The organism is Zhenhengia sp. (genome assembly GCF_046966505.1).
Classification (GTDB): Bacteria; Bacillota; Clostridia; order Lachnospirales; family Cellulosilyticaceae; genus Zhenhengia; species Zhenhengia yiwuensis.
In genome coordinates, this window is the sequence record NZ_JBKVCH010000001.1 from 357,683 (window position 1) to 384,613 (window position 26,931).

Here is a 26,931-nt window from a genome sequence, read left to right on the forward strand (position 1 = left end):
TTTAATCTATGGACATAGCTTATGCATTCTCTTCTCATTTATGTGTAGCGAATCTGTTTAATCTATACTATAATGCTTATGAAGACTTTTTAAGGATGTGAGAAAATGAATTTTCGTATACAAAATGATTATTTAACTGCCATCATCAAAGATGAGGGAGCAGAACTTTGTGAGCTTCTAGACCAAGATCAAGTGCAATATATTTGGACTGCTGATAAAGCTTATTGGGGCAGACATACACCTATTCTCTTTCCTCTTGTTGGAAAAGTAACAGGCAATAGTTATACTGTAGAAGATGAAACTTTTAATCTTGGTCAACATGGTTTTGCACGCGACTATACTTTTGAAGTTGCACATCAAGCTGAAACAAGTATTACCTTTATCCTACATAGCAACGAAGAAACTAGAAGCCTTTACCCTTTTAATTTTACTCTAAAAGTAACTTATAGCTTAGTAGAAAATACACTTGCTATTGGCTATGAAGTCATTAATGAAGATGATAAAGAAATGGCATTCAAAATTGGTGCACATCCAGGCTTTAGATGTCCTCTTTTTGAAGATGAAAAAATGGAAGACTATACCCTTACTTTTGAAAAAGAAGAAGAAGTACGCTTTATGCCACTTACACCAGCAGGTTACTTCACCCGCACAGAAAGTACTATGGTTACAAGACCTCTTACTATAAGCCCTGAGCTTTTTGCTAAAGATGCCCTTGTATTTGCAGACTTTACAAGTAAATCAGTTACCCTTTCTAGCAAAAACCATAATAAAGCTGTAGAAGTTGGCTTTGAAAACTTCCCATTTTTAGGTATATGGTCACCTGCTAGTCCATCCCCATTTGTATGTATTGAGCCATGGTATGGTCATGCAGATTATGAAGATGAAGCACCTAACTTTATGACGAAAACAGACCTTAACCGTCTTATGCCACATGAAAGCTTTACATGTACTCATACTATTACGATTAAATAAGGACTACTTTTAGTAGTCCTTATTTTCTTGTTTATTCATAGCTACTCTAAGGCAGGGCATATATTATAGGTAGTAATCATTTATTTTAAAGGAGGTATATAATGTATCCACCTATTTATCCCCCTGTTCTTTCCCGTCAATCTACTGGTTCACTTATTGTAGAAACTACAACTGACCCTGCTATTGGCCCACTTAGGCCCTTACCTGGCATACAAATTACTGTTAAAGAACGTCAAGCTACTGGTGAGCGTATCGTTGCACAGCTTGTTACCAATGCAAACGGGCAAACTCCTGTTATTCAGCTTCCAGCACCACCTAGTGAATTAACTGAGGAACCCCAAACAACTGAAACCCCTTTTTCACCTTACATTATTGAGGCACAGGGTGAGAATGTTATTCCTACACAAATTAATGGTACCCAAATTTTTTCTACTATTCGCTCTATTCAGCCCATTCGGCTTACTCCCAGTGAAGCACCTATACCCGTTGTGGCCTCAAGACAAGACGTAGAAGAAAATATTATTATTGGTCCACCTACTTTGTATGGAGATTATCCCCCTAAAATTCCTGAAACCTCTATCAAAAATACTGCTACTCCAGGTTTTATTGTACTTCCTGAAGTTGTAGTTCCAGAATTTATTATTGTTCACGCGGGTTCTCCTAATAACAATAGCGCCTCTAATTATACCGTAACTTATAGAGATTATATTAAAAATGTTGCCTCTTCTGAAATTTATCCTACATGGCCTACAGAAACTATTCGCGCCAATGTTATAGCGATTATTTCTTTTACACTTAATCGTGTCTATACCGAATGGTACCGTAACAAAGGCAAGAACTTTACAATCACCAACTCTACAGCCTTCGATCATGCCTTCTTCTTTGGTAGGGATATTTTTGATACGATCTCCGAGCAAGTTGACCAGATTTTTGATATCTACTGTAAACGTCCTGGCGTAGAACAACCACTTCTTACTCAATACTGTGATGGTGCTAAAGTATCTTGTCCAAATTGGATGACACAGTGGGGAAGTAAGGCTTTAGGAGATGAGGGACGCTCCTATGATGAGATTCTTAGATTCTATTATGGTGAAGATCTTACCTTCCCTAATGCACCTGTTGTAGCTGGTGTCCCTGAGTCCTATCCTGGCACACCACTTCGCCTTGGTGATAGTGGCCCTGCTGTACGTACTATTCAAGAGCAGCTTAACCGTATTTCTAATAATTATCCACTTATTCCAAAAGTACGTACCTCAGGCAGTTTTGACGAGGCTACTCAAGAATCTGTTAGAACTTTTCAAAATATTTTCCATCTTACACCAGACGGCGTCGTAGGCAGAGATACTTGGTATAAAATCTCTGAAATCTATGTAGCTGTATCACGTATTGCTGAGCTCATGCCTTAAACAAACAAAAAAAACAACAAGTTTAGTGCTTGTTGTTTTTTACTCTAAAAATTAAGTTGATCTATCCTCCTAATCTCGACATATTATCTGTTTTATAAGGAATACTTTTATCTTTTTAACACGCTTTATGCTTATAGGACTTCTTATACTACGCAAACAAGTAGAGTCACACCAAGATTTAGCTTTTAAGACTTATAGTATAAATGGTCTTGTCTTTATTCTAGGAAATATGTTTTCAATCTTTTTATCACCCTATAAAGACCTTTCTATTTTAGGTGATCCTAAACGTTTTTGGGGATTAGGTGTGGTACTTTGCTATGTCATAGTCATGTTTTATTGTTATAGTATTTTGAAAAACTAAGTAATGGACTGCTCTTCTACGGAACTGAAACTATACAGGAAGTTTTATAAGATTATATGTCCCTCTTTCCTTACCGTTACACTTGCTACGGAAAACTTCAAGAAACGTATGGGCTACTGGCTTGTTACCTTCTGTAGTATTTATATGACTTTTACCTGCGTAGACAAACCTCACAATACTTATCTTAAAATCTGGATTAATCAAGGACTGCCTATTCTTCTTAGCTTCTTAGTTCTTTGTACAATCTATCTTCTTCATGCTCTTAAATTCTACACGCTAAGTGAGGGCTTAGGCATAGGCTTTACGCTGGCTATCGTACACTATTTAGGTGCTCGTTTCTTTTCTGGGGCTTCTAGATGCTAGTATAGCTTATAATATAGTCTATAGAAAAATAAGTTAGGCCTTATTCCTTAGGAAGAGGGTTTACTTTTTTACTTTTATTTTGCATAATAAAGATTATTATATTAAACGAGGTAAAGAAAATGAGTATCGTCTTTAAGCAAACTATTATTCATATTTTAGATCTTTCACATGATATGCCTATATTATCTGCAAGTCCTATCACCTTAACAGATGATACTGAGGCTTATATTACGAGTTACTTAGCAGACCTTTTTGACAACCACAGTGTATGCAAGGCTGTTTTTGAAGATACTTCTATGTGGTACGAACTACTTCAAAATGGTCTACAAGATTTTTATGCATTTTCCTGTGATTTAGCACATCAGTTTTATGCTTATATGCAAACTTTTGAGACCATCTCGAGTGGGGACCTTATTATTACCCATTTTGAACGTGATACCATTCCATATTTAGCCTTCTTCAAGCTTAACTATAAGGAAGCTTACACTCATACTGTAGATCAAGATATTCACGGCCCTATCAATCAGCTTATTAAGCATAAAACCATCTTCCATGATACAGTAAGCAAAATCCAAGAAGCTGCTATTATTAATTTAGAGACCTTTAATCTCCTTCTACTTGACATTCATAAAGAAAAGTATGTACATACCCTTCTTGGCTGCACAGCACCTCTTTCTACTAAACAAAAAATTAAGGTAGTAGAAAAAGTTATTACAGAAGCCATTGAGGAAAACTTTGAGAACAAAGTAGAAGCTCTTTCATTTGCAAAGAGCAATTTGGCTAAAAGTATAGAAAGTACAAGCAGTATTATGCTAGATGATGTACTCCATGACACCTTTGGTGACCATGAAGAACTTATTACTTCTTGTATGAATTCTTTTGAAGAAAAAGGGATTACAGACCCTGTGATTGAGCTTCCACAAGCTGAAAAAGTAGGTAGAAAATACACTTCTCATAAGATTAAAACGAATACAGGTATTGAACTTAAACTACCAACTCAGCTTCTTAATGACCCAGATACTATCGAATTTATTAATAATCCAGATGGGACACTCTCTATTTTGCTTAAAAATATAGGCTCTGTTATTAATAAATAAAATAAGGCTGTAGTAGCTTTATCTACCTTAGTAGGTAATAAAGCTACTACAGCCTTTATATTACTGATTACTTTTAATAATGATTTTTATAAATCCTATTCTGTCTTAATAGCAGAAAGTGCAGATAATCCCATAGCACGTCTTGCTGGGAAATAACCTGATATAAGTCCTATAACAGTAGAGAATAGGAGTGCTGCAAGTGCTAGCCATGGTGGAATAATAGATACATTACTACCACCACTTCCTAGCATAGCAAACATCTCACCTGCAATCTGTGGCCCAAACTTATTAAGAGCATAAGATAATAAATAGGAGAACAATACCCCCACTGTACCCCCTAAAGCACCAATAACAAGTGCCTCTACAAGAAACATTTTCTTAATATCTGTAAGCTTTGCACCAATTACCTTCATAACACCAATCTCTTTTGTACGTTCATAGATAGACATCATCATAGTATTGGTAATGCCTATTGCTGCTACCACAAGTGAAATAGCGCCAATACCTCCTAACATAATTTGAATGCTATTAGAAGCTTTCTTCATTTCATTTAAGTATTCCATAGGACTTGATGCTCTATAGCCTGCTTCATTAATTGCCTCTTGTACACTGATTACACTATCTTCATCTATTACTTTAACTCGTAAATTACCATATTGGTTATCATCTTGATTACGATTATTTTCTTCACCATAAAGCTGTTTATTATAGCGCTCCTGGTCTTCTTTCAGCTTATTAAAAATCTCTAATGGAATAACTGCTGAATAGCTATTCCCCCAGTCTTCTGGTCCAAACATCCCTAATACAGTTACCTTAGGTTGTTTAGGTACCTCTACACGATTGCCCTGGCTATCTGTCTGTGGCTCATTAGTATCTCCTGTATACCGACCTACATCTAGTTTAAGTACATCTTCTCCTACTTTAAATTCCATAGGTGGAGGTGGATTACGCCAGTTAATCTCTTGCCCTGCCTTTACAAATTCACGACAAAGTTCTTGGCCTAACAAAATGCTATTCTTATCTTGATCTGTAAATAACCTACCTTGCTCTACTTTATAACCTAATGCTTCCATTTCCTGCGCTGATAACCCACGTATTTCTACCTGCCAGCTTGTTGCATATTTACCAAATCTTAAATAAGCTTGAAGAGAACGGTTTGGTACGACCATCTGCACCCCTGGCAATTTGCTGATAGTTTCTACTGCCTTATCATTTAGTTTGGGCGCCTTAGGATCATCCCAATTATTTGGATAAACTTCTACTATAGTAAGAGACTGCATACCTGCAAGTTGTTCTTTGAAGTTACTGTCCATAGCAATTCCTAGGGAAAGCATTAAGATAATAGAGCTTGCCCCAATGACAACACCTAAAATGGTGAGGAAAGTACGAAGCTTTCGCCGCCATAAGCTTCGTACACTCATCATAATGAGATCACTAATCTTCATCGATATCTATCTCAGCTAATTTATCTTTACGTTTTTTCATAATAAATGCAGTAATACCTGCGGCAATACCTATACCTACTGCAACACCTAAAAGAATTGGCCATTTTGCAGGCTTTTCTTCTTCCATTGGAACTTCTTCCATTGGAACTTCTTCCATTGGTGGTGCACTTTCCATAACCTCTACTTGGAAATCATGCGTTAAAGACTGCATTTTACCTGTAACATCTTCATACTCTATTTGAATTTGTCCAGTAAGCGTTCCTGATTGATTTGGAATAATCGTTGGCATATAAGTTTTAGAACTACCTTTTTCTAATGCCCCAATAATGAGTGTATTATCTTGTACCTCAAACCCTTCACCAGTTGTTGAAATTCTAATATTACTGATACTTGTTTTACCTGTATTGTAAATGTTAGCTGTCATTTCAGCGGGCATACCTAATTCAGCATACTCTACCTGTACTTCAGCTACTTCAAGCTTAGTTACCTGCTCAACTGGAATACCAAAATGCTCTGTTGCTGTAATAGCCTCACCGTTTTCATCTTCATACTCCATTTCCAGAGTAATTTCATAAGTCTTTGGTTTTGCACTTGGAATCGTATAAAGTCTAATATTCTTTACTTCCATTTGACCTGGTGCAAGGGTATCAATAAAGAATGTATTACTTGCATTTACTGGTGTAAACACACTGCCTGTATCATTCTCACCTTGTTCTTTAACCGTTAAGTTAGCTTTTAAGTTATTTACAGTTTTTGACTTGTTTGTATTAAGGAAACCAATTTCAAGGTCAAACTCTTCACCAGCTTTTACAACAACTGGATTAGAACTATATGTTCCTACAATTACTTTAGGCTTACTTTTTCCTTTGCCTTCACCCTCTTCAGCTTCTTCATTTTCTACTGAAACAGTTGCATATTGTTTAATAGCTACTTCTTGGCCATTAAGACTATATTCAGCTACAATTTCAATTGGATAAGTTCCTGTTGTAACTGGTTGCGTCGCTACAAAAGTTACATTGTAAGATTTAGTTTGTCCTTTTGTAAGCTTTGGCTCAATAAAGATACTTTTTGATTTAGAAACAATGCCTTCTGAACTTTTAACACTAATTTTAACATTTTTAGCTTCATCTGGCGTTGTTACTTTAAATCCAATATTGAACTCTTCACCTATTTTCTTAAGCCCTGTAGGCTCTGCTGTTGTTGTAATCTCAAGCTCTTTTTGCGCTACACTGCCTTTTGTACTTAAATAAATAAATTGACTGCTTGTCTGCGTTTCACCTAAATCATCAATATAACTTAATTTCATTTCTACTGGCAAATTATATGTACTTGTATCATTTACAATAAGACTCACAGGTACAGTCTGCACCTTACCACTTTCAATATTTTCTACATAACGCACATTGCTGCCATCTGCTACAAAGACTTTTTCATTTGGTACAATTTCAAGTTTTACATTTTTAGCTGCTACATGACCAACGTTTTTAATGTTTACTTGGATCGCTTTGGCTACATTTGTCTCAAATGCTGTTGTATTGGTTACATTGACTTCAAGGGCTGGGGGCATAAAGTTACTATCTACTTTAAGTTTAACGATATGTTCTTTTCCTTCAATTTCTACAACCATGTCATGAATACCACGTGTCACATCTTTATCAACATCAAGTGTCACATAGTAATCTTTTTGTTCACCTTTATTCATGGATGAAAGGCTGATTTCCTTTTTCTTTAGTGCAATGCCTTTTGCAGAAGTAGTGTCTTTCATTTTCAATTTCATCTTTCCAGATTCTACATATGCTTTACTATCATTTTTTACCGTCAATGTAATCTGTTGCATTTCTCCTGCAACGACATTAATCACACTTTGTGACAAAGTAAGACCTTCTCCTGCACTAATAGCCGCTGTTGCATTTTTCAAAGGAATTTGTACAGTAGCTGGTTCTTTCATACCTTCATAACCTATTTCTAGTTCTACAGAATTTCCAGTACCATTATAGACTAAATCCATAATAATGATGGTATTATCTCCATTAATTTGAACGTCTTTTGCAGTTAAACTTTTAGAAGTACTTCCTGAAAGCTCAATATATTGAATAATATCACTAAGACTACGTTTATCACCCTGAGCTGGCGTATATGTAGCCTTAACAAACACATTAAATGTATCCCCTTTTTCTAATTTTGCTTCAACTGCATCTGCTTCTAAAACTAATATAGACTTTTCATCTTGTTGTAGCTCTGTAGCATACAAGCTCCCTCCTGTCGGATATGTACATGATGCCGCAATAATTCCTGCCATAAGCAGTCCCATTGCCCTATTCTTTCCTTTCATAAATGATCTCCCTTTCTTCTCCATTTTTTACTTCAATCTTATGAATGTTCCCATCTATAATCGTAATAATACGATTCGCATAATCTGCAATTTCTGGGTCATGAGATACAATAATTAATGTCTGATTATATTTCCTAGCTATATCACGAATCATATCCATAACTTCGATGGTTGTATGGGTGTCTAAGTTTCCTGTAGGCTCGTCTGCAAATAGAATTTTAGGACGATTGACAAAGGCTCTTGCAATACTTACTCTCTGCTGCTGCCCACCACTCATTTCCTTTGGTTTATGGTGCATACGTTTACTTAAGCCTACTGCCTTTAACATTTCTTTTGCCCTTATTTCTCTTTTGGCTTTTGGCATTCCTTGAAAAATAAGTGGTAAAGAAACATTTTCAAGTGCCGTTAAAGACGGTATTAAGTTATAAGATTGAAACACAAATCCTATATGCTTCTGTCTAAAGGTTGCAAGCTGTGATTCATTTAGCAAATCAACACGCTTATTTTTTATTTTTATTGTTCCTTTAGTTGGTTTTTCAAGGCCAGCTAACATATTAAGCAAAGTAGATTTCCCTGATCCTGATGTCCCAAATAAACAGCAAATTTCGCCTTCTTCTATTTCAAGATTGATATTGTCAAGTGCTACAATTTTCTCTTGACCCATACGATAAACTTTTCTAAGGCCCTCTACTTGTATAATTTTACTCAAGTTATCCCTCCTTCTTTGTCTTTATTCAACCAATAAGTTTAGTATAGTATAAACTTTTTATCTTTTCTACAAATTAAACTTTTTATTTTATTACATTTATACTATACAAAAAGGTTATACCTCTTTATTAGACGCATAACCCTTCTTTTAAGTTTCAATATTTATTTATTTTTTAAACAAAACTTGCTCGTCTAGCCATATCTAAACTATTCTTTAAACATAACTTACCATATCCCCAACTGGGGTCTGGAAAGATGACTCCTGGCACGTTCCTATTAGCTCCTCTTAATAAGTAGGTTCTGATGCTTTCTCCATATAAAAAAGGATTATTATTTTGTACAATTCCCCACTGCATCATGAGTGCTACTGAACCTGTTACATGGGGCGTTGCCATACTTGTGCCTGATAAAGTTTGATATCCCCCAGCATAGTTGGCGGCCATAATATCAACCCCTGGGGCTACAAGGTCCGGCTTAATTTGAACAGGTGGTCTTGTATAACCTCTCCCAGAAAAAGGAGCAATTTGATTTGTCACACTGTTATAGGCTCCTACTGAAATAACAAAGGACGATGTAGATGGTGTAGTTAATGTTAAATCAGGGGTGTTATCTAAAAAATATGTCTCGTTACCTGCTGTAGCAATATTCTCTCCCCAGATATTAAAAGTTCCATCTACCACATTGTCTCCAAATATACGCATTCTCCATAATCCAGAATCTATAGGTCCACCCTGTAGCCCTGTCATAAATACACCAAATTCAATATTTCCATTAAGAGGAGAAGGCCCTGCAAAGGCTGGATAAACTACACTTCCCCCTATTACATATCTCCTTACAGGCGTCGTATAGGAAATACGAGGTGTACTTTGCCCATTTGGTGCAATAAGTTGAAAAGATAACTGATCAACAGAATTTTGCCAGACAAAAAAACTATAAGTACGCTTATTAGATCCTATTTGTAATTCTACTGTTGTTACACCATCCTGCTCCACACTTTCCTCTACATGATTACGAGATATTCCTTCATTCCCTGCCCCTACCATAATATTATTTTTCCATTCTTGTGCAGCACTATTTAAGTAAAATTCAATCAGTGCTGTTCCATTATGGGGCCCCTCATTCATACCTAAACTTAAATTAATAGCAATAGGTTTATTCTCCGCCCTTGCTTTTTCTATCACATAACGTACAGCTAGCATAATATCGGCTGTTCTTACAAGATTGCTAACAGCAGGATTTCCTAATTTGACAATAACAAATTCAGCTTCTGGTGCTACACCTACTATCCTTCCCGCAGAGCTTCTGCCATTTCCTCCTGCAATACCTGCCACATGTGTGCCATGTCCGAGTGTATCCTGACTTGGGACAATGCGTAATCTTTCAAATTGATTTGGCGCTCTTAAGGCTTCATTAATCTGCTCTCTTGAATATTCCGTTCCTTCTAGATAGCCTACTGGAGGATTTCCCATGATAGTTTGATCCCATATACTTACAATTCTAGTGGTTCCATCTGGATTCCTAAAATCAGGATGAGCATAATTAATGCCTGAATCTATAATCCCTAATAGTACCCCTGTCCCTTTAAGCTGATAAGGCAAGTTATTTTGAACTGTATTAATGCAGCTTGCAACCAAACTCTGTGTTAAGTTGTAGAAAAAGTCTTTTGGTGCTTCCATATATTCAATTTCAGGATATTGAAGTAAGTTCCTTGCACGTTCTAAGGGAATGACAAAAACAGCAATCTGATTATTAATACGCTCTACCAGTGCCCCTTCAGCCTGTGCAATTCTTTCAATGTCTCCATGATATTTCACGATAAGCCTTTGATCACGGTCTGCTAAAAGCTCATCTCTTTCTTCTTGGGTCATATTCAATATGATATTAAGTTCGGCATCGGTTTTCGGTCCCATCTTCTCCTCCTTACTGCTGACCATAAATACGTTCTAATTCGTCAAGTACATCTGATATACATAAAATACCATATCCATAAGCTTGATTAGGGAAAGTCCCAAACTGACTAGGTTTCCTTGCATATCTCATAACTAGCCCCTTTAAAGCTTCCCCATAAAGATAGCTATCTGGTCTAATCCGCAGTCCATACTGTATAAAGAGTGCATAAGCCCCGCACATGAAAGCTGTTGCAATACTACTTCCTGACATCGTTGTATATAAAGCTTCTGTTCCAGCCTGTGGTACAGTCACATTGAGCCCTGGTGCAGATACATCTGGTTTAACACGGTCATCTACTGTATAACCTCTCCCGGATGTAGTTAAAACCTGAGACGTTCGTCCATTTATAGAGGCTATACTCGTAATCAAATGTGCGGTAGAAGGAATAGTCAGTGTAGTAAAAGGATCAGGTTCTAAAAATCTACTTCCTCGCCTATATTGATCCGTTACCGTTGCCCATACATTATATCTACCATCTACTATGGCATTTCCTATAATTTGTATCCTCCATATACCTGGATCTACAAATTCTGTTCCAAAGCCTTCTAATAAAATGATTAACTCCTGGCTTCTTGCACTAAAAGGGGCTGAGGATATGTTAATAAGTACAGATGTGTTGCCAAAGACATAGGCTACGTTATTAATATTATCCTGCAATATATCTGTTTTTTCACCATTAGGTGCAATAATAACAAAGGACATATCATCTACAAAATTCTTATACAAGTTAGCTATATAAAATTTTTCTCCTGGTTCTATAGAAATTTGTATATCTCTCACTTCCCCCACTACCACTGTTCCACTTGTATGCCTTTCTTTATTCGCCTCATTTCCTGTACCTACTGACATATTAATAGGCCATACAATACTCATTTGATCAATAAAAATTTCTAAGTTGCTATATCCCGCATGTGCTCCTTCATTCAGACCTGTTCCTATCATAAGGCTAACAGGTTTGTTAAACATACTCGCTTGTGAAATAGCAAAAGTAATCCCCCTCATTACATCTGCATTAGTAGGCCCTATCAAAGTACCATCCGGGTAAAACTGTTCACTCATTTTAACCACTAAAATATCACTCTTAGGCGCCACTCCTTGATTCTGTCCACCAGAAGCCCTTCCATTTCCAGCTACTACACCTGTAACAGCTGTACCATGTCCCAGTATGTCTGTACTTGGTACAACCGTTAAACGTTCCTCCTGGGTAGGCTGACTTAAAGCTTCATCAATTTGTTCTTTTGTAAAATAAGCACCACTTGAAAAGCCTGGTGGCGGCGTCCCTTCTAAATTTTGATCCCATATTGCTAAAACACGAGTAGTACCATCCTCATTACGAAAATCAAAATGTGAATAGTCTATTCCTGAGTCCATTATAGCAACAATGACACCTTCTCCTGATACATTATAACTTTGAGGTGTGTAGATCGCTTGTGGTGCACATATAGTGAGAGCATTTTCAACAGCAATATACTGCATAACTCTAGGAAGTTCTATATAGAAAACACTCCTTTCATTAGATAAATCTGCAATTAAATCTTTATTAATTGTAATAAAAGCAGAATGGCCATTAATTGTCTCATAAGAAAAAGGCACCCTGTTACTAAGTTCCTCTAAATCCCTATGGTACTGAACAATCAGCTTCCATTCTTCTTGTAAAATATTTTGACTTGTAATTTGATAAAAAGCTTCTACAGATATATATGTGGGAAAAATTAATGCAAGTTGCAATAAAGGACTCATTTTATTAAGATTCATCATTTCCTCCCTATACAAGTATTAGGCTATTCTGGAAATCTAATTTGCCATAACCTTCAATATTATTAGGGTAAGTCATATTGATACTACGCCTTGCTCCTCTAATTAAGATAGTTCTTGCTACTCTTGTATTCATAGGTTCGAAATTTCCTTTTAGAACAGCCCATTCAAGTAGCAATGCACATGCTGAAGCTGTAACTGCTGTAGCTACCCCTGTGCCACTATAAGTTGTAAAACCACCTGTTAAATTAGGCACTTCTACATTTACACCTGGTGCGATTATTGACGGCTCAATAACCATCGTTCGTGTGGGACCTCTACTAGACCCTGCATAGATACTCTGATCTACTCCATTATAAGCCCCAATTGTAATATTATCTAAAGCATTTCCTGGCGTTGTGATTGTCATATTAACATCTGGCTGTAAAAATCTCGTATCGTCTCCTACAAAACCTTGTTTAGGTAACCATACATTATAGCTCCCACTAACTACCGTTTCACCATAAACAGTAATAGCCCATATTCCAAGTGTAGGTGTTGTAAATCTAAACCGAATACTTTGATCACCTGAAGTAGTTGCTGAACTTATATATTGTACTTCAACCTTGGCATTTTCTAGTGGAAAGGTGTATTCCTGCACCTGTATGGCATTAATGGGAACTTTTCCAGTAGTTCCACCTAAAGGTGTTCTAATAGATACAGACAACTTATCAGGTGCATTACTCCATAAGTGCATGACAAAACCTCTTTCATCTGCTCCTACATTTAACTCAAATAAACTCGTGCTATTTTGAGTAACCGTTCCACTGTAGTGATGCCCTTGATTGGCTTCATTTCCTCCAGATAATACAAAAATAATATCTTCAAATGTACTCGCTTCCTCTAGGTAACGTTCTACAATAGTTCTCCCATCATGACCACCTTGATTTGTACCAATAGCTGTACAGATAACTAAAGGCTTTCTTTGAATGCTAGCCAATTGTAACAAATGATTAATTCCTGTTAAATAATCATTTTCTTGATAAGCTATAGCACCTGTCTTAATAAGATTTGCATCTCTTAAATACTTACTAGCAGGTCTCAATTTTACAACAGCAATGTCAGCATCAGGTGCCCCTCCTACATAGCCTCCTGGCACACCTCGCTCATTTCCAGTTGCTATACCTGCCAAAGCTGTTCCATGACCATCCACATCTGTACTTGGCACAACACTTAAAGGATCTGGAGATCTTAAAGCTTCATTAATCTGTTCCTCTGTATATACCGTACCATAGTTATAAAGCCCTGTACCACTTCCTGGTATACTCTGATCCCAAATATTTATAATACGTGTTGTATTATCCTCATATGTAAAAAGTGAATTCGTATATTGAATACCTGTATCAACAAACCCAACAATAACTCCTGTTCCACGCAGTTCCCCAAATGGATAGTTATGAAAAATAGATATATTGCTTTGCTCTACAGCCTGTATTGCATTAAGTCCAAAGAGCATAGGCTCATAAATGGACGCTATTTCTTTCTGAAGCTCTGCAAATTCACCTTCGGCCCCTTCAGGCACTTCTAACACAGTCAACCTCGAACTAATAGGACTAAAAATTAAATTAGGAAATCTTTGTATATATTCGCTAATGCCAATAGGTGTTTCTATTAAATAACTCCTTATCTCATCCATATACTCCCTCCCAATTCAAGCAAAAACTGCCTGAAAGCTTTATGTAAAAACTTTTCAGGCAGTCTCAAATGCTCATCTCTTATTATTCATATGAAAGATTAGTTCGTTTTAGTATGCTTTTTGATTAACTTTTCAATCCAACTTAGTACATCTTCCTGTATTTTCTGAATTTCTGTGTCCAAATCATGTAAAAGATCATGCATACAAGATTCATATTCTATAATTTGTTTATCTTCAAATGGAATCTTTCTTACAAGACTTCTATTACGACTAATAGGAATCACTAAATCTTTTGTTCCTAGTAGGAAAAGAGAAGGCACTGCATATTCCTTAGCATGTTCTATAGCATACTCTACACCTATTCTTAAAAACTGGTCCATAAAGCGCATAGTCGCAAAAGTATTACCTACTTTATCTTCTTTAAAAGCTTCAATATAGACTTCATTACGTGTAGCAAGGCCTTCACCTACTCGGTGTATTTTCAAATCACCCGCCATAAAACCTAAACTTTCATAAAAAGCAGGTGGGAGATTTTTCATACCTATAGGTACCCCAAGTGCTGGTGATGCTAAAATTTGTCCCATTAAGTCTTCTTTATACTTAAGTCCGTATATAAAAGTAATCAGTCCCCCCATGGAGTGACCATAAGTCACAATAGGCTTCTTGTACCTGCTCTTTAAATCCTGAATGAGATAATGTAAATCTTCTACAAAATCAAAAAAGTCTTCAATATCCCCCTTAGGTCCCTCTGAAAAGCCATTACCCCTATGGTCAATAATGCATACCCCTATATTTTGTGCTATAAGTATTTTAGCAAAATCAATATAACGCCCTGAATGCTCCATAAAACCATGCGCAATGACTACGATACATTTACATTTTGAAGGAATATCTTTGCGGCAAAAAAGTTTTACACCATCTTTCCCATAAAAATACTGCTCCATTAGGTTCATACTTTCACCCTCTATCTACCATATTCTCTTAAAATGGTATCAATTGCCTTACTTGCTTCTGACTTAGATAAACTTTCAATTTCTTTTTCTAATGTTATTTTATGTGTATTACATAAATTTAATAAATATTTTTTTTGTTTTGCTGTAATAGGTGATTGCTTAGGCATCTGCCATGCTAAAGGGTGTGGCTTAAAAAGTTCTGGGTCTTTAGTTTCAAATTCATCCCTTAAAAATCTAAAAAGCTCAGAAGTTGCATAAGCATCATCATAAGCACGGTGTGCATTTAATAAATCTATGCCATAATGATTACATAAATCTCCAAGCTTTCGACTTGGCAAATTCCATAACATCTTACGCGCAATAATCAGTGTATCTAATGTATCATTTTCTAACTTAAGTCCAAGACGTGTTGCTTTAACACGAAGCATACGATAATCAAATACTTCTATATTATGTCCAATAAGTGGAAGTCCTCTGCAAAAATCTATAAATCGAGGTAAAACAACTTCTATAGGCGCTGCATCTTTCACCATTTCATTAGTAATACCCGTTATACCTGTAATGTATTCAGAGATGATTTCATTAGGTTTTACAAGTTCATTAAACTGATCCTTAACCTGATTATTTTCTATATAAACTGCACCAATTTCAATAATATCACTTTCAAGAGGCTTTGTACCCGTTGTCTCTATATCTAAAACAATGTATTTTTCCATGTTGTTCTCCTTACGTCCATTCTTTAGTACTTATTTTACATGATGTCATCGTCATTTACTACCAAAATTTATTCTTTAATTTCTACCAAATTTTTTATTTTTTTATGCTTAAAACGATTGACAAAAAAATTTTTTTGGACTGGCTTGTAAAAAATCACCATGCAATATATAGTATATAAAGAATGCAGAGGTCATATATATAGTACAGAAGAAGACCTTAATTGAACTTTTCAAGGGGGATTATCATGGATTATTACGTGATTAAACGAGATGGTAGAAAGGTAGCTTACGAATCTTGCAAAATAAAAAATGCTATTAAACGTTCAGCAAGTGACCTTCATCTTCTTGTGAATGTAGATGAAATTACAGAAGAAGTTGAAAGACGTATACAGGACTGTAGTTGTTATGAAATTAATGTAGAGCAGATTCAAGATTTAATTGAGCAAACTCTAGACGACTTTGAATTAAATTCTATTAAAAACACCTATGCTAATTATCGCAAAGAACGTACACGTATTCGTGACTTAAAATCAGAGCTTATGGATACAGTCCACGCTATTGGTATTGAAACAGATAGGGACAATGCTAATGTAGGCAATAACTTCTCTTCTAAACTCTTACGTATTGCAAGTGAGACAAATAAATGGCACAACCTTTCTACTATGCCTAAGCACCTAGCTAAATTACATGAGTTAGGCGACCTTTATTATCATGATTTAGATAGTTACAACCTAACTACTAATTGTTTACATATTGATACAGGTGCTATATTTGAAAAAGGCTTTAATACAGGTTATGGCACCATAAAAAAACCAAAGCGTATTGAAACAGCTGCAGAATTAAGCTGTATTTTACTTCAATCATCTCAAAATGATATGTTTGGTGGTCAATCTCATGTAAACTTTGATAACGATATGGCTCCTTATGTAGGTTATACTCGCGAAGAAATTGAAGAAGAATATGCTCCTCTTAAAGAAGTTATGGGAGATACTCCTTTTAACACTTTCGTACAAGAGAAGCTTTCTACACGTATTCATCAAGCTATGCAAGGCATCGTGTACAACCTTAATACTATGCATTCACGTGCGGGCTCACAAGTACCTTTCAGTAGCTTAAATATTGGGCTTCCTATGAGTGAAGATGCTGCCCTTGTCTGTGAAGCTTTCCTCCTTGAATATGAGAAAGGCCTTGGCAAAAAGGAACAACCTATTTTCCCTAATATTATTTTCCGTGTCAAAAAAGGTGTTAATCGTGAACCAAATGATCCTTACTATTATTTATTTAAATTAGCTACACGCGTTGCTGCTTCTCGTATGAACCCAACCTTTATGAATATTGATGCAGACTTTAACGCTTATTACTACAATAAAGGTATTCTTCCTGCAACTATGGGCTGCAGAACTTATGTATGCTCTAACATTAATGGCCCTGAGGGTCCTAATAGACGTGGTAACAATGCCCCTACTACGATTAACCTGCCTCGTATTGGTATTTTAGCAGAAGGTGATTTAGAACGTTTCTGGCAGTTACTTGATGAAAGACTTCATCAAGCTAAAGATTCGTTAATGCATCGCTATGAAGTTCTTAAACACCTTAAAGTAAAAGATTTGCCCTTTGTTGCTGGTCAAGGACTTATGTTAGGATCAGAAGATCTTTCTTCTGAGGACTCTATTGACCCAATCTTAAAGAACGGCACCTGGTCTATAGGCTTCATTGGCCTTGCCGAAACACTTATTGCCCTTACAGGTAAACACCATGGTGAAAGTGATGAAGCACGTGAATTAGGCTATAGTATGATTCAACGTATGCGTGACTTTACAGATAAAACAACTAAAGATACAGGCCTTAACTGGAGTTGCTATGCTACACCTGCTGAAGGACTAAGTGGCAAATTTATTAGTCAAGACCGTCAACGCTTTGGCATTATTCCAGGTGTAACAGATAAAGAATACTATACAAATAGCTTCCATGTGCCTGTAAATTATCCTGTATCGATTATTGATAAAATCCAGATTGAAGCACCTTTCCACAAAATGTGTAATGCTGGTCACATTAGTTATATTGAAGTAGATGGCTACCCTTCTGCTGAAACCATTGAACATATCATACGTTATGCTTATAGCGAATCTAATATCAGCTATATGGGTATCAACTTCCACCTCCGCTACTGTAAAAACTGTGGTGAAACGATTAACGATGGTGTTAAAGCCTGTCCATCTTGTGGCAGCATGGATATACAAGGCATTAGCCGTGTAACAGGCTATCTAAGTTTAGATGAACGCTTCGGCTCTGGCAAAAGTGCTGAAAGAGACGACCGCATCGCTCATGATGGTAGCCAGAAGCATACTTATACTCTATGAGTACCCTAAAAGTTGCAGGCTTTCTGGAACACTCTACTGTAAATGGTGAGGGCTTTCGTAGTGTACTCTTTTTATCCGGTTGCCTCCACCACTGCCCAGGATGCCACAATCCTGAGATGCAGTCTTTCGAATATGGCGATGATGTACCTATAAACGTAATTCTAGCTAAAATCAAAAAAAATCTACCACTTATAGATGGTATTACCCTCTCTGGTGGTGATCCCTTTGAACAGGCTACTTCTCTTATACTTCTTCTAAAAGAAGTTAAAGCACTAGGACTTTCTATATGGGCTTATACAGGCTATACTTATGAGCAGCTTTTACAAGAACCTAAATTTAAGCCTATGCTTGAGCTCACTGATGTTCTTGTAGATGGTCCTTTTATAAAGGCTCTCAAAACAGATACAAAAAAATACGTAGGTTCATCAAATCAACGTATTTTTAAACTTCTAAATGGCCAAATTGAAAAAGAACTTTTCTTCTCATAAAAAATAGAGCATCTTCCTGATGCTCTATTTTTTACATTGATAAATTACAATACCTGCTATAATAATACCAATACCTAAGCATTTCATCCATTGAAAAGATACTTTTTCTGTACCAAATAATCCAAATAATTCTATAAGATACGCACCTAACATCTGAGCGATCAAAATAAGCATGGTAGCTCCTGCAGGACCTAATTTAGAAATAGCTAAAATCACGCAGTAAAAAATGCCAATACTTACTGCTCCACTGAATAAATAAAACTTATTTACTGTCTTAAATCCATCTGGATTAAAATCCTTTGCAAAAAATAAGATGATTAAACTTGTTATAAGGCCTATACCATGAACAAAAGTATTTGTAAACCATAATCCGGACTTTTCTGTAATACGTGTATTCCATACACCTTGAATACTCATTAAAATACCAGAAATAATAGCGACTATGCTAGCCAAATCATCTCCTCCTCTAATTCTTATTTTTTCACTTGAATTAGTTTCGGATAATTTCTGTTTTTTTATGCTTTAAAGTAAATGTACACCGTGCTTTTCACACATCTCAATCATTTCTTTTTGCCAGATAGAAGCTTGAACTTCTCCTATATGAATCTTATGTAAGAAGAACATACAAATACGTGATTGTCCAATTCCTCCTCCAATTGTGTAAGGAAGTTCTTTGTTAAGAAGTAAGCTGTGGAACTCTAAAGATTTACGTTCATTACATCCTGCTACATCTAACTGTCTAATAAGTGCCTCTTCATCTACACGAATGCCCATAGAAGAAAGCTCGAATCCACATTCTAAAATAGGATTCCAAAACATAATATCTCCATTTAAATGCCAATCATCATAGTCTGGTGCTCTACCATCATGTCTTTCTCCATTAGAAAGTACATCACCAATTTGCATAATAAAGACAGCTTTCTTTTCCTTACAAATAGCATTTTCTCTTTCTTTTGCTGTAAGATCTGGATACATCTGAAGTAATTCTTCTGATGTGATAAAAGTAATCTCTTGTGGTAACCATCTTTCAAGAGATGGGTATTCATGAATAATAAAGTTTTCTGTTTTTACAAAAGCATTATAGATTTTTTTAACTGTTTCTTTAAGATAATCTTCTGTACGCATTTCTTTTGTAATAACTTTTTCCCAATCCCATTGATCCACATAGATAGAATGGAGATTGTCTAGTTCTTCATCACGTCTTATGGCATTCATATCCGTGTAAAGCCCTTCTTCTACTTCAAATTTATAACGCGCTAATGCCATACGTTTCCACTTTGCTAATGAATGAACGATTTCTGCTTGTGCGCCATTATCATCTAAAAGATCAAAACTTACGGCACGCTCTGTACCATTTAAGTTATCGTTAAGGCCACTTTCTGGTTTTACAAATAAAGGTGCAGAGACACGTGTTAAAGATAGTTCATAAGCCAGTGCACTTTCAAAATAATCTTTTATTTTTTTTATAGCCACTTCTGTTTCTCTAAGGTCAAGTGTAGAAGTATAACTTTCTTTCATAAATAATTTCATGGAATCACCTCTTATTTTAAATTAAAAAATGCAATAAAAAAACCTTCGCACCTCTCAACATGTGAAAGGGACGAAGGAATAATCTCGTGCCACCCTTATGGATTTAGACGTACAGAAAAATCTCGATACGTTTTAGATATAACGGTCTAAACCCGACTAAGCCTACTTGCCGAAGCGTTTGGTTAGCAGCTCCAAGATGTTCTTCTTCTAAAAATTAGCTACTGGCTTTCACCTACCCCAGCTCTCTGTATGCATCACTCTTAGCTTACTCTTCTTATCATTGCTTTTCATATAATATGGTTGAATTATATATAACTTTAAATTTATTGTCAATACTCTATTTCACTCATTTCTTCAAGTGTTCTAAAAGGCAACAAGCAATTCCAGTCAAAGGCATCCCTTAAATTTCTTGCTTCTAATGCCTTAAATAAACTTGTTTCTAGCATCTCAATATGACTTGTCATGTGTGTTATTAATGCATCATACTGCCCATTTTCAAGTAGTGCTACTATTTTTTCTTGGTGAGAACGTTCATTCATCAGTTCTGGAACGAGATGATAGATGTACATCAAATATCTTTCTACACGCACAAATAAATTTTCGTACATTTTACTAAGTTCTGCATTAGCCGCAGTATCACAAAGTACTTGATAAAACAATCTGTAGTACCTACAATAAATAAGTGGATGGGCCGGTTTATTCATCTTTTCTAGTATATACTTAAGCTTATTAAGATGTTCACCTTCTACTTGCTGTTTAATAAGATATGCGCTCCCTACTTCTAGTACACGCCGCAGTTCAAAAAGCTCATGCATTTCTTTTAAACTAAGACGGGTTACAATAGCTCCCTTATTGCGAATACAATTCACTAACCCCTTACCTTCTAATTGAATTAGTGCTTCTCGTACAGGAATTAAACTGACATCAAATTGCTTTGCAATTTCATCTTGCTTAAGCTGTACACCTCCTTTATACTCACCTTGTAAAATAGCATCTTTCAAAGCTTCTGTAATAAGATCCGGCATGTTTTTGTAGTTTTGAATTTTCCCCAGTGTAAATATCTTTGTATTCATATTTTTATTATATCAAACTTTTATAATAAAATATAATTATTTATATAAATTTTTCAGAAAGCTAAAAGGAGGCTTCTATGCCAAAAATCATACATAATCTTAATGCCCGCATCGAACAAGCTGCCATGGAACTTTTTAATACCTATGACTATAATCAGGTCGATATGAAAATGATTGCAAAAAAATGTAATATTGCCGTTGGAACCTTATACAACTATTATCCCAACAAAAAACAACTTTTCATTCATGTCTTAGAGGAAAGTTGGTCTACTACTTCTCATTCTTTAGATGAGATTTATGAAATGGCCTTATTGCCAGAAGAAAAGCTCTCCCGTAGTATTGAAGTTCTTTATGATGACATTCATGGGCGTAAAGGAATGGGGAAGCTCATTTACAAAATACTTGCTTATCAAGAAATGGAAGCTGAAATGACAGACCTATTCCATCAAATCTTCTTCCAAATTGAGCGTCTTTTTGAGAATTTTGAGAAAAAAAGCTTCTCCTGCATTGAAGACTCTCTTAATATTAGATTAGCTAAATCCCTCATTGCTATTATCCAAAATACAGTTTCCTCATACCCTCATTCTAGAGAAGATAACCTTCACTTTATTCAGGACTTTTTCTATAACTCCATGCACGTTGACCTAGGCCTTAAAAAGAACTATTTAAAAGAGCACACTATTTAAATAGTGTGCTCTTTTAAATTAGAAATTTGCCAGTCAATAGTTTCTCTTCCTTGTCTTTCAAGAATTTCATTGACTTGTTTAAAGTGGTTACAACCAAAAAATCCTCTATGGGCTGAAAGTGGACTTGGATGGACTGCTGTCAGTACCACATGCTTAGGATTTGTAATAAGATTCATTTTCTTCTTAGCCGGACTTCCCCATAGAAGGAAAATAACTGTTTCATCTTTTTGATTAAGTAGCTTAATAATCTCATCCGTAAGGATTTCCCAACCTTTATTTTGGTGAGACTGTGGCTGCCCAGCTCTTACAGTAAGTACTGTATTAATAAGAAGAACACCCTGTTTTGCCCAAGGCATCAGGTAGCCATTATCTGGTATACTGCAACCTAATGAATCCTGCAATTCTTTATATATATTTCTTAAAGAAGGTGGAATAGCTATCCCTGGATTAACAGAAAATGCCATACCATGTGCTTGCCCTAGTCCATGATAAGGATCTTGCCCTAATATAACCACTTTTGTATCTTGATAAGATGTTGCCTTTAAGGCATTGAATAAATCTTCTTTAGGTGGATAAATGACTTGTGTCCTATACTCCTCAATTAAAAATTGTCTTAGTGCTAAATAATAAGGTTTGTTAAATTCCTCTTTTAAAAGTTTATCCCAATCATTTCCTAAGTTTACCATGTCTTTTCTCCTATCTTTTGTCAATTTTTAAGTCTAAAGCCTTCTCCCATAACTTCATGTAAATTTTGTACAGTTAAAAAGGCTGCTGGATCGATCTCTCTTACATACTGTTTAAGTAATACAAATTGCCTTCGGTCTACAACTGTCATAAGGACTTCTTTACACTCTCCACTATAAGCACCTTTTGCTTCATAAACGGTAGCACCTCGTCCTAAAGTTTCTAATATATAGGTTCTTGACTTAGATGCACCTTCCTCAGTAGACGGTATAATCATCACATGCTTTTCTACGCTAAAACCAGAAATAAAGTAATCAATCATCGTAGTGGTCATAAGTACACCAAGTGCGGCATAAAGCCCCTTCTCTATACCAAATGTTCCCATAGCTAGAAGTACGACAGCCATATCTGCAAGGAGTAGGCTGGTGGCAATATTAAGGTGTGTATATTTTGAAATAATTTTAGCAATAATATCCGTTCCGCCTGATGAAGCTTCCTGATTAAATATAACAGCCTGCCCAAAAGAAATAAATAAAGAACCAAAAATCAAAATAACCAGTGTATCATGGCTAAGTACAGATACAGTAGGTGTAATCCTTTCAAATAAGCGCATACACAAGGCAATAGAAATGCTAGATGTCACACTTTTCACCCCAAAACTTGCTCCTAGTACAATAAAACCTATTAAAAACATGAGTATATCTAGCCCAAACACAATAAAGCTAATAGGTACTCTTGGAATAAGATACTGAATGACAATGGCTAAACCACTAATGCCCCCTGCTGCCAACTGAGCAGGTGCCCAGAAATAATAAATCCCTGTTGCTACTGCTAAAGAACCTAATACAATTTTAAGATAAGGCATGCTCTTTCTCTGCATGAACTGACCTCCCTATTAATTGTTGTTTTTGTTTTCTTGTAAGCTGCTTAATGGCATACTCTCTTTTAAGTGCTTGACTTTTTTCTTCATACTGTTCCCAGTAGACAAGTTCCACCGGTAACCTACATCTTGTATATTTTGCTCCTTTTCCTTCATTATGTGCTTTTAAACGCCTTTCTATGTCAGTTGTATAGCCTGTATAATAAGTTTCATCTCTACATTTTACTATATAAATAAAATACATAAGCCCCTCTTTTCATATTTTGATTTTTTTATACATAAACTATTTAAGTAGAACGAAATCTGCAAGGAGGGTTTTTATGACTCAATTCGGCACTATTAAGCATGCATTCCCCGGTAGCAATACCCCAAATGGATTCCACTCATTTTTTAACTATATTTTACCACAAAAAGAAGCTAATCAGCTGTATATTATTAAAGGTGGCCCAGGTACAGGCAAATCTTCCTTTATGAAACGCATAGGTACCTATGCTACAGAGCAAGGGCTAGATGTAGAGTTTTTACACTGTTCTTCTGATCCCGGATCTCTAGATGCTATGATTATTCCAAGTCTTAAAATTGCTTTTCTGGATGGCACAGCACCTCATGTGGTTGATCCTGCTTCACCTGGTGTAACGGATCAAATTCTAAATTTCGGCACCTTTTGGGATGCGGATAAACTTACCCCTTATAAAGATAACATTATAGCTGTTAGTAACCGTATTCATGATGGTTTTTCTAAAGCTTACTATTACTTAGCTGCTGCCAAAAGTATTTATGATGCTTATATTTTCACAGAAAGGAAAGCTATTAATCCTACTGCTAAGCTTAAAATTGAAAAAGATATTATTCATCAAGTATTTAAAGATGTGAAAGATAAAGAAGGTATAGGGAATGTACGTCACCTTTTTAGCACAGCTATTACTGGCGAAGGTGTACTAGATTATATCCATACCCTTATTGGTACAACTAAAAATATCTATTTTATTAAAGAAAGCTTCGGCTGTAACAGTAAAAAAGTTATGCAGTCTATTTGTGATACAGCTACCGCTAAAGGTTATGCTATAGAATGCTATCATTCTCCTATGGATCCTGATAAAATTGAGGATATTCTAATTCCTGAACTAGATATAGCTATTACTATTAGCCATCCGCTTCATAAACCTCGCATTTTCCCAACTCTTATCTTTGATTTAACAGCTGCACTAGACAGTGCTATGCTAAAGTCTTTAGATTTTGAGTTAGATAAAGATAAACGCCTTTTTATGGATCTTATTGATAAGGCTTGTAATATGATTGGTGCAAATAAAAAGCTGCATGATGAGCTTGAGAGCTATTATATTAATGCTATAGATTTTACTGCTATTGATAATCTTTATGATACACTTATTCAAAAGTTTTTCTAATATTTTTATATAATCATAGAAAAAAGAGGCTAAATCAGCCTCTTTTTTATTGCTCCACTTGCGCCTGCAAAGTATTTTTTAAAAGTTCTATTAAGTCGACTACCATTTTCTTTTCTACAGAAAACTCAATATGGTTATCCATTCTGAAAAGATCAAAGCTTGGGTCATAAGGTACAAATTCTAGTGTAACTTCTGACTGATCTACATTAATATATTGAATAGTCACTTCTGCCGGGCGTGGATTATTCTCTTCAAAACTTGTATTGCTTAAATAAGAGTAAGCACTTAGCCCTTCAAGTACACTTAAAAGCATTTCTTTTGTAGTACCATCTAATACATGACCATTTAAATTCGGTACGTTTTCTGATTCTTTAAGTTGAAGTGTATAGACTTCTTCTCCTTTTGTTACTATGACTTCTTTTAAAGCCTTACGATCAAATGTATATAAGGTTTTATCAATCCAGCTAAATGGTTCTACTTCAAATAATGTATTTACAGCAGCTTCTTTAATTAGATAAATACCTGAATCTTCACTACTTCTAAAGTAAATCAAGCCATTTTGGCTACTACCAAATTCAAGCTTATACTCATCATTTAATACAATTAATAGTTCTGGTGATGCAAGCCCATAGCTTTCTAAGTCACCAACTTCTTCCACCACTTTTTCTTTCTTAATATTTTCAAATAATGTTATATAGTCTTGAACTTGTCCATCTAATACTTTATGTGTTGTTATAAAAGGTACTCCTACACTCCAGCTTTCACTTTCACGTGTTACTTCCATAACAAGCTGATTTTTTTTACTTAAGCTCATTTTTGTAACGCTTTCATAAGCTGGTGCTTTAAAATTAGGATCAATCATTTCATCTGTCGGTACCATAATACTTGCAAGATTAATATCTAGCACTAAAGCAAGCTCTTCTTTTTCATCGTTCCAAACATAAGTGGCATTTTCTTCTGGAACTTTATTTCCTATTCGGAAAGTATTTACTTCATTTAAGGTATTGTATACCGTAATAACCTTTGAATGCTCATTAATGCCATAAGCGCCTATATCTTTTGGGTTTTTAAGGATTTTATAAGAAGTAAGATGACTCATCTGATAAGCTACATTTTTAAGTAACCCTTGATTATAGTGCACATCTTCTCTTGCCTTATTAATCCAATCTTCTCCTTGTTTTACAAAACTTTGAGTCGTTTTGTCATTAAAATCAATCTGCACAATTTCTTCTACTGTAAAGTCGCAAAGTGCTGTCTCCACTACTTCTAATGCCTCTACTTGACTATCTATATACCATCTTGTTAGAAATAAGCCTATGAGGATAACAATAGCGCATACGCCTATGCCTATTAATGTTTTCTTCTTCACCTTATTACCTCCTTTTATCTTCGTTCCTCTTTGATGCTTCTATAACCTTTATATCATATAAAAATTTCATCTATTTTGCAAATATTTTTTTGTATATTGTTTAACCTATCATAATATTATAAACTATACCTATACTTTAATCTATGTAAGGGGGCCATCTATGCACACCTATAAGCATTATGAACAGCCTATTGACTTACGCTCAAACTTTCTTACCCACAGCTATTTTACCGTACTTGAACAATGGGCATTTTATTGTAAAAATAAACCCATAGCTCCTCCATCCCGCTCACTTATACAATCTTTACAGTCTTTTATTTTTATCACTCAAAATAATACTTCTCATGTGCAAAAACTTAGTAATCTGCTCTTTACAAACTATACACCCTTCAAACCTATATCCATTAATCAGATCTATAAGCTTGAACAAATGCACTCACCTAATGGTGCTCGTTATTTTATAGGATGCAAGTATAAACTCAGTTTTCCAATACTTTATAAAAACTATTCAAAACAATTCCTAAAGCTTAAGAAAAATCATCATTATGAAGAAATCTCCATCCTTAATCAGTCTTTTATCCATTTACATAGAAATCTTATTTATGCCTATTTTAAAAGAGAAGCCGACCTTCCTCTTCTCTTTAAGATTTCAAACACGGAAGATTTTATTACGGAAGTCAAAAATATTCTTTCACAATTAGAAGTGGCTACACATGCGTAGC

The 26,931-nt window shown here is 35.5% G+C and carries 23 protein-coding genes and 1 other annotated feature; of the genes, 8 read left to right on the forward strand and 15 right to left on the reverse strand.

The window, feature by feature from the left end; all coding sequences use genetic code 11:
* Positions 1–105 precede the first annotated feature (105 nt).
* From ACLTBU_RS01795 to ACLTBU_RS01805, 3 genes are all read left to right on the forward strand, one after another.
* Positions 106–972, forward strand: coding sequence for an aldose 1-epimerase family protein (locus tag ACLTBU_RS01795; protein WP_412217208.1), 867 nt, complete (start codon positions 106–108; stop codon positions 970–972).
* 101 nt (positions 973–1,073) lie between these two features.
* Positions 1,074–2,378, forward strand: coding sequence for a peptidoglycan-binding protein (locus ACLTBU_RS01800; protein ID WP_412217209.1), 1,305 nt, complete (start codon positions 1,074–1,076; stop codon positions 2,376–2,378).
* An 843-nt stretch (positions 2,379–3,221) separates the two neighbouring features.
* A complete protein-coding gene (locus ACLTBU_RS01805) occupies positions 3,222–4,199 on the forward strand; it encodes a nucleoid-associated protein (protein ID WP_177669399.1) in 978 nt (325 codons plus the stop codon).
* A 95-nt stretch (positions 4,200–4,294) separates the two neighbouring features.
* On the opposite strand, the gene ACLTBU_RS01810 is transcribed toward ACLTBU_RS01805, so the two are convergent.
* The 8 genes from ACLTBU_RS01810 to ACLTBU_RS01845 form a co-directional block, all read right to left on the reverse strand.
* Positions 4,295–5,644 (reverse strand): ABC transporter permease, encoded by a 1,350-nt coding sequence (locus ACLTBU_RS01810; RefSeq protein ID WP_412217211.1) that lies wholly within the window; start codon positions 5,642–5,644, stop codon positions 4,295–4,297.
* Positions 5,634–7,976, reverse strand: a complete 2,343-nt coding sequence (locus ACLTBU_RS01815) for a COG1361 S-layer family protein (protein ID WP_412217212.1) — start codon at positions 7,974–7,976, stop codon at positions 5,634–5,636. The genes ACLTBU_RS01810 and ACLTBU_RS01815 overlap by 11 nt, the downstream gene beginning before the upstream one ends.
* Complete coding sequence (locus ACLTBU_RS01820; protein ID WP_177669988.1) at positions 7,960–8,640, reverse strand: ABC transporter ATP-binding protein; 681 nt, start codon at positions 8,638–8,640, stop codon at positions 7,960–7,962. The genes ACLTBU_RS01815 and ACLTBU_RS01820 overlap by 17 nt, the downstream gene beginning before the upstream one ends.
* 217 nt (positions 8,641–8,857) lie before the next feature.
* Complete coding sequence (locus ACLTBU_RS01825; protein ID WP_412217214.1) at positions 8,858–10,594, reverse strand: S8 family peptidase; 1,737 nt, start codon at positions 10,592–10,594, stop codon at positions 8,858–8,860.
* Between the two features lie 10 nt (positions 10,595–10,604).
* Positions 10,605–12,389 carry a S8 family serine peptidase gene (locus ACLTBU_RS01830; RefSeq protein ID WP_412217215.1) on the reverse strand — a complete coding sequence of 595 codons (1,785 nt, stop codon included), beginning with the start codon at positions 12,387–12,389 and terminating at the stop codon, positions 10,605–10,607.
* Between the two features lie 10 nt (positions 12,390–12,399).
* Positions 12,400–14,064, reverse strand: coding sequence for a S8 family serine peptidase (locus ACLTBU_RS01835; RefSeq protein WP_177669389.1), 1,665 nt, complete (start codon positions 14,062–14,064; stop codon positions 12,400–12,402).
* Positions 14,065–14,162: 98 nt separating this feature from the next.
* The gene (locus ACLTBU_RS01840; protein WP_177669387.1) at positions 14,163–15,017 is read right to left on the reverse strand and encodes an alpha/beta hydrolase; all 855 of its coding nucleotides are present in this window, start codon (positions 15,015–15,017) and stop codon (positions 14,163–14,165) included.
* 11 nt (positions 15,018–15,028) lie between these two features.
* Positions 15,029–15,733 carry a 3'-5' exonuclease gene (locus ACLTBU_RS01845; protein ID WP_177669385.1) on the reverse strand — a complete coding sequence of 235 codons (705 nt, stop codon included), beginning with the start codon at positions 15,731–15,733 and terminating at the stop codon, positions 15,029–15,031.
* Between the two features lie 245 nt (positions 15,734–15,978).
* Here ACLTBU_RS01845 and nrdD point away from each other — a divergent pair, with 245 nt between their 5' ends.
* Both nrdD and nrdG read left to right on the forward strand, forming a co-directional pair.
* Positions 15,979–18,093, forward strand: a complete 2,115-nt coding sequence (nrdD, locus tag ACLTBU_RS01850; RefSeq protein WP_412217218.1) for an anaerobic ribonucleoside-triphosphate reductase — start codon at positions 15,979–15,981, stop codon at positions 18,091–18,093.
* Positions 18,090–18,581, forward strand: coding sequence for an anaerobic ribonucleoside-triphosphate reductase activating protein (nrdG, locus tag ACLTBU_RS01855; RefSeq protein ID WP_177669381.1), 492 nt, complete (start codon positions 18,090–18,092; stop codon positions 18,579–18,581). The genes nrdD and nrdG overlap by 4 nt, the downstream gene beginning before the upstream one ends.
* 24 nt (positions 18,582–18,605) lie before the next feature.
* Here nrdG and ACLTBU_RS01860 read toward each other — a convergent pair whose 3' ends face one another.
* The 3 genes from ACLTBU_RS01860 to ACLTBU_RS01870 all read right to left on the reverse strand — a co-directional run bounded on the left by ACLTBU_RS01860 (position 18,606) and on the right by ACLTBU_RS01870 (position 21,184).
* Positions 18,606–19,034: a DMT family transporter gene (locus ACLTBU_RS01860; RefSeq protein WP_249331315.1), complete on the reverse strand. Its 429-nt coding sequence runs from the start codon at positions 19,032–19,034 to the stop codon at positions 18,606–18,608.
* 69 nt (positions 19,035–19,103) lie between these two features.
* On the reverse strand, positions 19,104–20,111 hold the full coding sequence (gene asnA / locus ACLTBU_RS01865) for an aspartate--ammonia ligase (RefSeq protein WP_177669380.1): 1,008 nt from the start codon (positions 20,109–20,111) through the stop codon (positions 19,104–19,106).
* A 63-nt stretch (positions 20,112–20,174) separates the two neighbouring features.
* Positions 20,175–20,401: a binding site (T-box leader), on the reverse strand.
* A 39-nt stretch (positions 20,402–20,440) separates the two neighbouring features.
* On the reverse strand, positions 20,441–21,184 hold the full coding sequence (locus ACLTBU_RS01870; protein WP_177669378.1) for a GntR family transcriptional regulator: 744 nt from the start codon (positions 21,182–21,184) through the stop codon (positions 20,441–20,443).
* A 77-nt stretch (positions 21,185–21,261) separates the two neighbouring features.
* Between ACLTBU_RS01870 and ACLTBU_RS01875 the strand changes: the two genes are divergently transcribed.
* The gene (locus tag ACLTBU_RS01875; protein ID WP_249331312.1) at positions 21,262–21,870 is read left to right on the forward strand and encodes a TetR/AcrR family transcriptional regulator; all 609 of its coding nucleotides are present in this window, start codon (positions 21,262–21,264) and stop codon (positions 21,868–21,870) included.
* On the opposite strand, the gene ACLTBU_RS01880 is transcribed toward ACLTBU_RS01875, so the two are convergent.
* The 3 genes from ACLTBU_RS01880 to ACLTBU_RS01890 are packed head-to-tail and all read right to left on the reverse strand — an operon-like array spanning position 21,867 to position 23,678.
* The gene (locus ACLTBU_RS01880) at positions 21,867–22,556 is read right to left on the reverse strand and encodes a uracil-DNA glycosylase (protein ID WP_412217220.1); all 690 of its coding nucleotides are present in this window, start codon (positions 22,554–22,556) and stop codon (positions 21,867–21,869) included. The genes ACLTBU_RS01875 and ACLTBU_RS01880 overlap by 4 nt on opposite strands.
* A gap of 20 nt (positions 22,557–22,576) precedes the next feature.
* Positions 22,577–23,434, reverse strand: a complete 858-nt coding sequence (locus ACLTBU_RS01885) for a YitT family protein (RefSeq protein ID WP_177669372.1) — start codon at positions 23,432–23,434, stop codon at positions 22,577–22,579.
* On the reverse strand, positions 23,406–23,678 hold the full coding sequence (locus tag ACLTBU_RS01890) for a GIY-YIG nuclease family protein (RefSeq protein WP_177669370.1): 273 nt from the start codon (positions 23,676–23,678) through the stop codon (positions 23,406–23,408). The genes ACLTBU_RS01885 and ACLTBU_RS01890 overlap by 29 nt, the downstream gene beginning before the upstream one ends.
* Positions 23,679–23,754: 76 nt before the next feature.
* Here ACLTBU_RS01890 and ACLTBU_RS01895 point away from each other — a divergent pair, with 76 nt between their 5' ends.
* Positions 23,755–24,840, forward strand: a complete 1,086-nt coding sequence (locus ACLTBU_RS01895; RefSeq protein WP_177669369.1) for an ATPase — start codon at positions 23,755–23,757, stop codon at positions 24,838–24,840.
* Positions 24,841–24,886: 46 nt separating this feature from the next.
* Here the strand turns inward: ACLTBU_RS01895 and ACLTBU_RS01900 are convergent, their stop codons facing one another.
* Positions 24,887–26,209: a DUF4340 domain-containing protein gene (locus ACLTBU_RS01900; protein WP_412217222.1), complete on the reverse strand. Its 1,323-nt coding sequence runs from the start codon at positions 26,207–26,209 to the stop codon at positions 24,887–24,889.
* 160 nt (positions 26,210–26,369) lie between these two features.
* Between ACLTBU_RS01900 and ACLTBU_RS01905 the strand changes: the two genes are divergently transcribed.
* Complete coding sequence (locus ACLTBU_RS01905; protein WP_249331306.1) at positions 26,370–26,930, forward strand: hypothetical protein; 561 nt, start codon at positions 26,370–26,372, stop codon at positions 26,928–26,930.
* Position 26,931 lies beyond the last annotated feature (1 nt).

Bases quoted from the DNA above. Each gene is read 5' to 3' on its own strand.
- ACLTBU_RS01895 (WP_177669369.1), top strand. From the start codon at position 23,755: ATGACTCAATTCGGCACTATTAAGCATGCATTCCCCGGTAGCAATACC.
- nrdD (WP_412217218.1), top strand. From the start codon at position 15,979: ATGGATTATTACGTGATTAAACGAGATGGTAGAAAGGTAGCTTACGAA.
- ACLTBU_RS01870 (WP_177669378.1), bottom strand. From the start codon at position 21,184: ATGAATACAAAGATATTTACACTGGGGAAAATTCAAAACTACAAAAAC.
- nrdG (WP_177669381.1), top strand. From the start codon at position 18,090: ATGAGTACCCTAAAAGTTGCAGGCTTTCTGGAACACTCTACTGTAAAT.
- ACLTBU_RS01805 (WP_177669399.1), top strand. From the start codon at position 3,222: ATGAGTATCGTCTTTAAGCAAACTATTATTCATATTTTAGATCTTTCA.
- ACLTBU_RS01845 (WP_177669385.1), bottom strand. From the start codon at position 15,733: ATGGAAAAATACATTGTTTTAGATATAGAGACAACGGGTACAAAGCCT.
- ACLTBU_RS01875 (WP_249331312.1), top strand. From the start codon at position 21,262: ATGCCAAAAATCATACATAATCTTAATGCCCGCATCGAACAAGCTGCC.
- ACLTBU_RS01880 (WP_412217220.1), bottom strand. From the start codon at position 22,556: ATGGTAAACTTAGGAAATGATTGGGATAAACTTTTAAAAGAGGAATTT.
- asnA (WP_177669380.1), bottom strand. From the start codon at position 20,111: ATGAAATTATTTATGAAAGAAAGTTATACTTCTACACTTGACCTTAGA.
- ACLTBU_RS01825 (WP_412217214.1), bottom strand. From the start codon at position 10,594: ATGGGACCGAAAACCGATGCCGAACTTAATATCATATTGAATATGACC.
- ACLTBU_RS01795 (WP_412217208.1), top strand. From the start codon at position 106: ATGAATTTTCGTATACAAAATGATTATTTAACTGCCATCATCAAAGAT.
- ACLTBU_RS01815 (WP_412217212.1), bottom strand. From the start codon at position 7,976: ATGAAAGGAAAGAATAGGGCAATGGGACTGCTTATGGCAGGAATTATT.
- ACLTBU_RS01840 (WP_177669387.1), bottom strand. From the start codon at position 15,017: ATGAACCTAATGGAGCAGTATTTTTATGGGAAAGATGGTGTAAAACTT.
- ACLTBU_RS01810 (WP_412217211.1), bottom strand. From the start codon at position 5,644: ATGAAGATTAGTGATCTCATTATGATGAGTGTACGAAGCTTATGGCGG.
- ACLTBU_RS01890 (WP_177669370.1), bottom strand. From the start codon at position 23,678: ATGTATTTTATTTATATAGTAAAATGTAGAGATGAAACTTATTATACA.
- ACLTBU_RS01830 (WP_412217215.1), bottom strand. From the start codon at position 12,389: ATGAATCTTAATAAAATGAGTCCTTTATTGCAACTTGCATTAATTTTT.
- ACLTBU_RS01905 (WP_249331306.1), top strand. From the start codon at position 26,370: ATGCACACCTATAAGCATTATGAACAGCCTATTGACTTACGCTCAAAC.
- ACLTBU_RS01835 (WP_177669389.1), bottom strand. From the start codon at position 14,064: ATGGATGAGATAAGGAGTTATTTAATAGAAACACCTATTGGCATTAGC.
- ACLTBU_RS01820 (WP_177669988.1), bottom strand. From the start codon at position 8,640: ATGGGTCAAGAGAAAATTGTAGCACTTGACAATATCAATCTTGAAATA.
- ACLTBU_RS01885 (WP_177669372.1), bottom strand. From the start codon at position 23,434: ATGCAGAGAAAGAGCATGCCTTATCTTAAAATTGTATTAGGTTCTTTA.
- ACLTBU_RS01800 (WP_412217209.1), top strand. From the start codon at position 1,074: ATGTATCCACCTATTTATCCCCCTGTTCTTTCCCGTCAATCTACTGGT.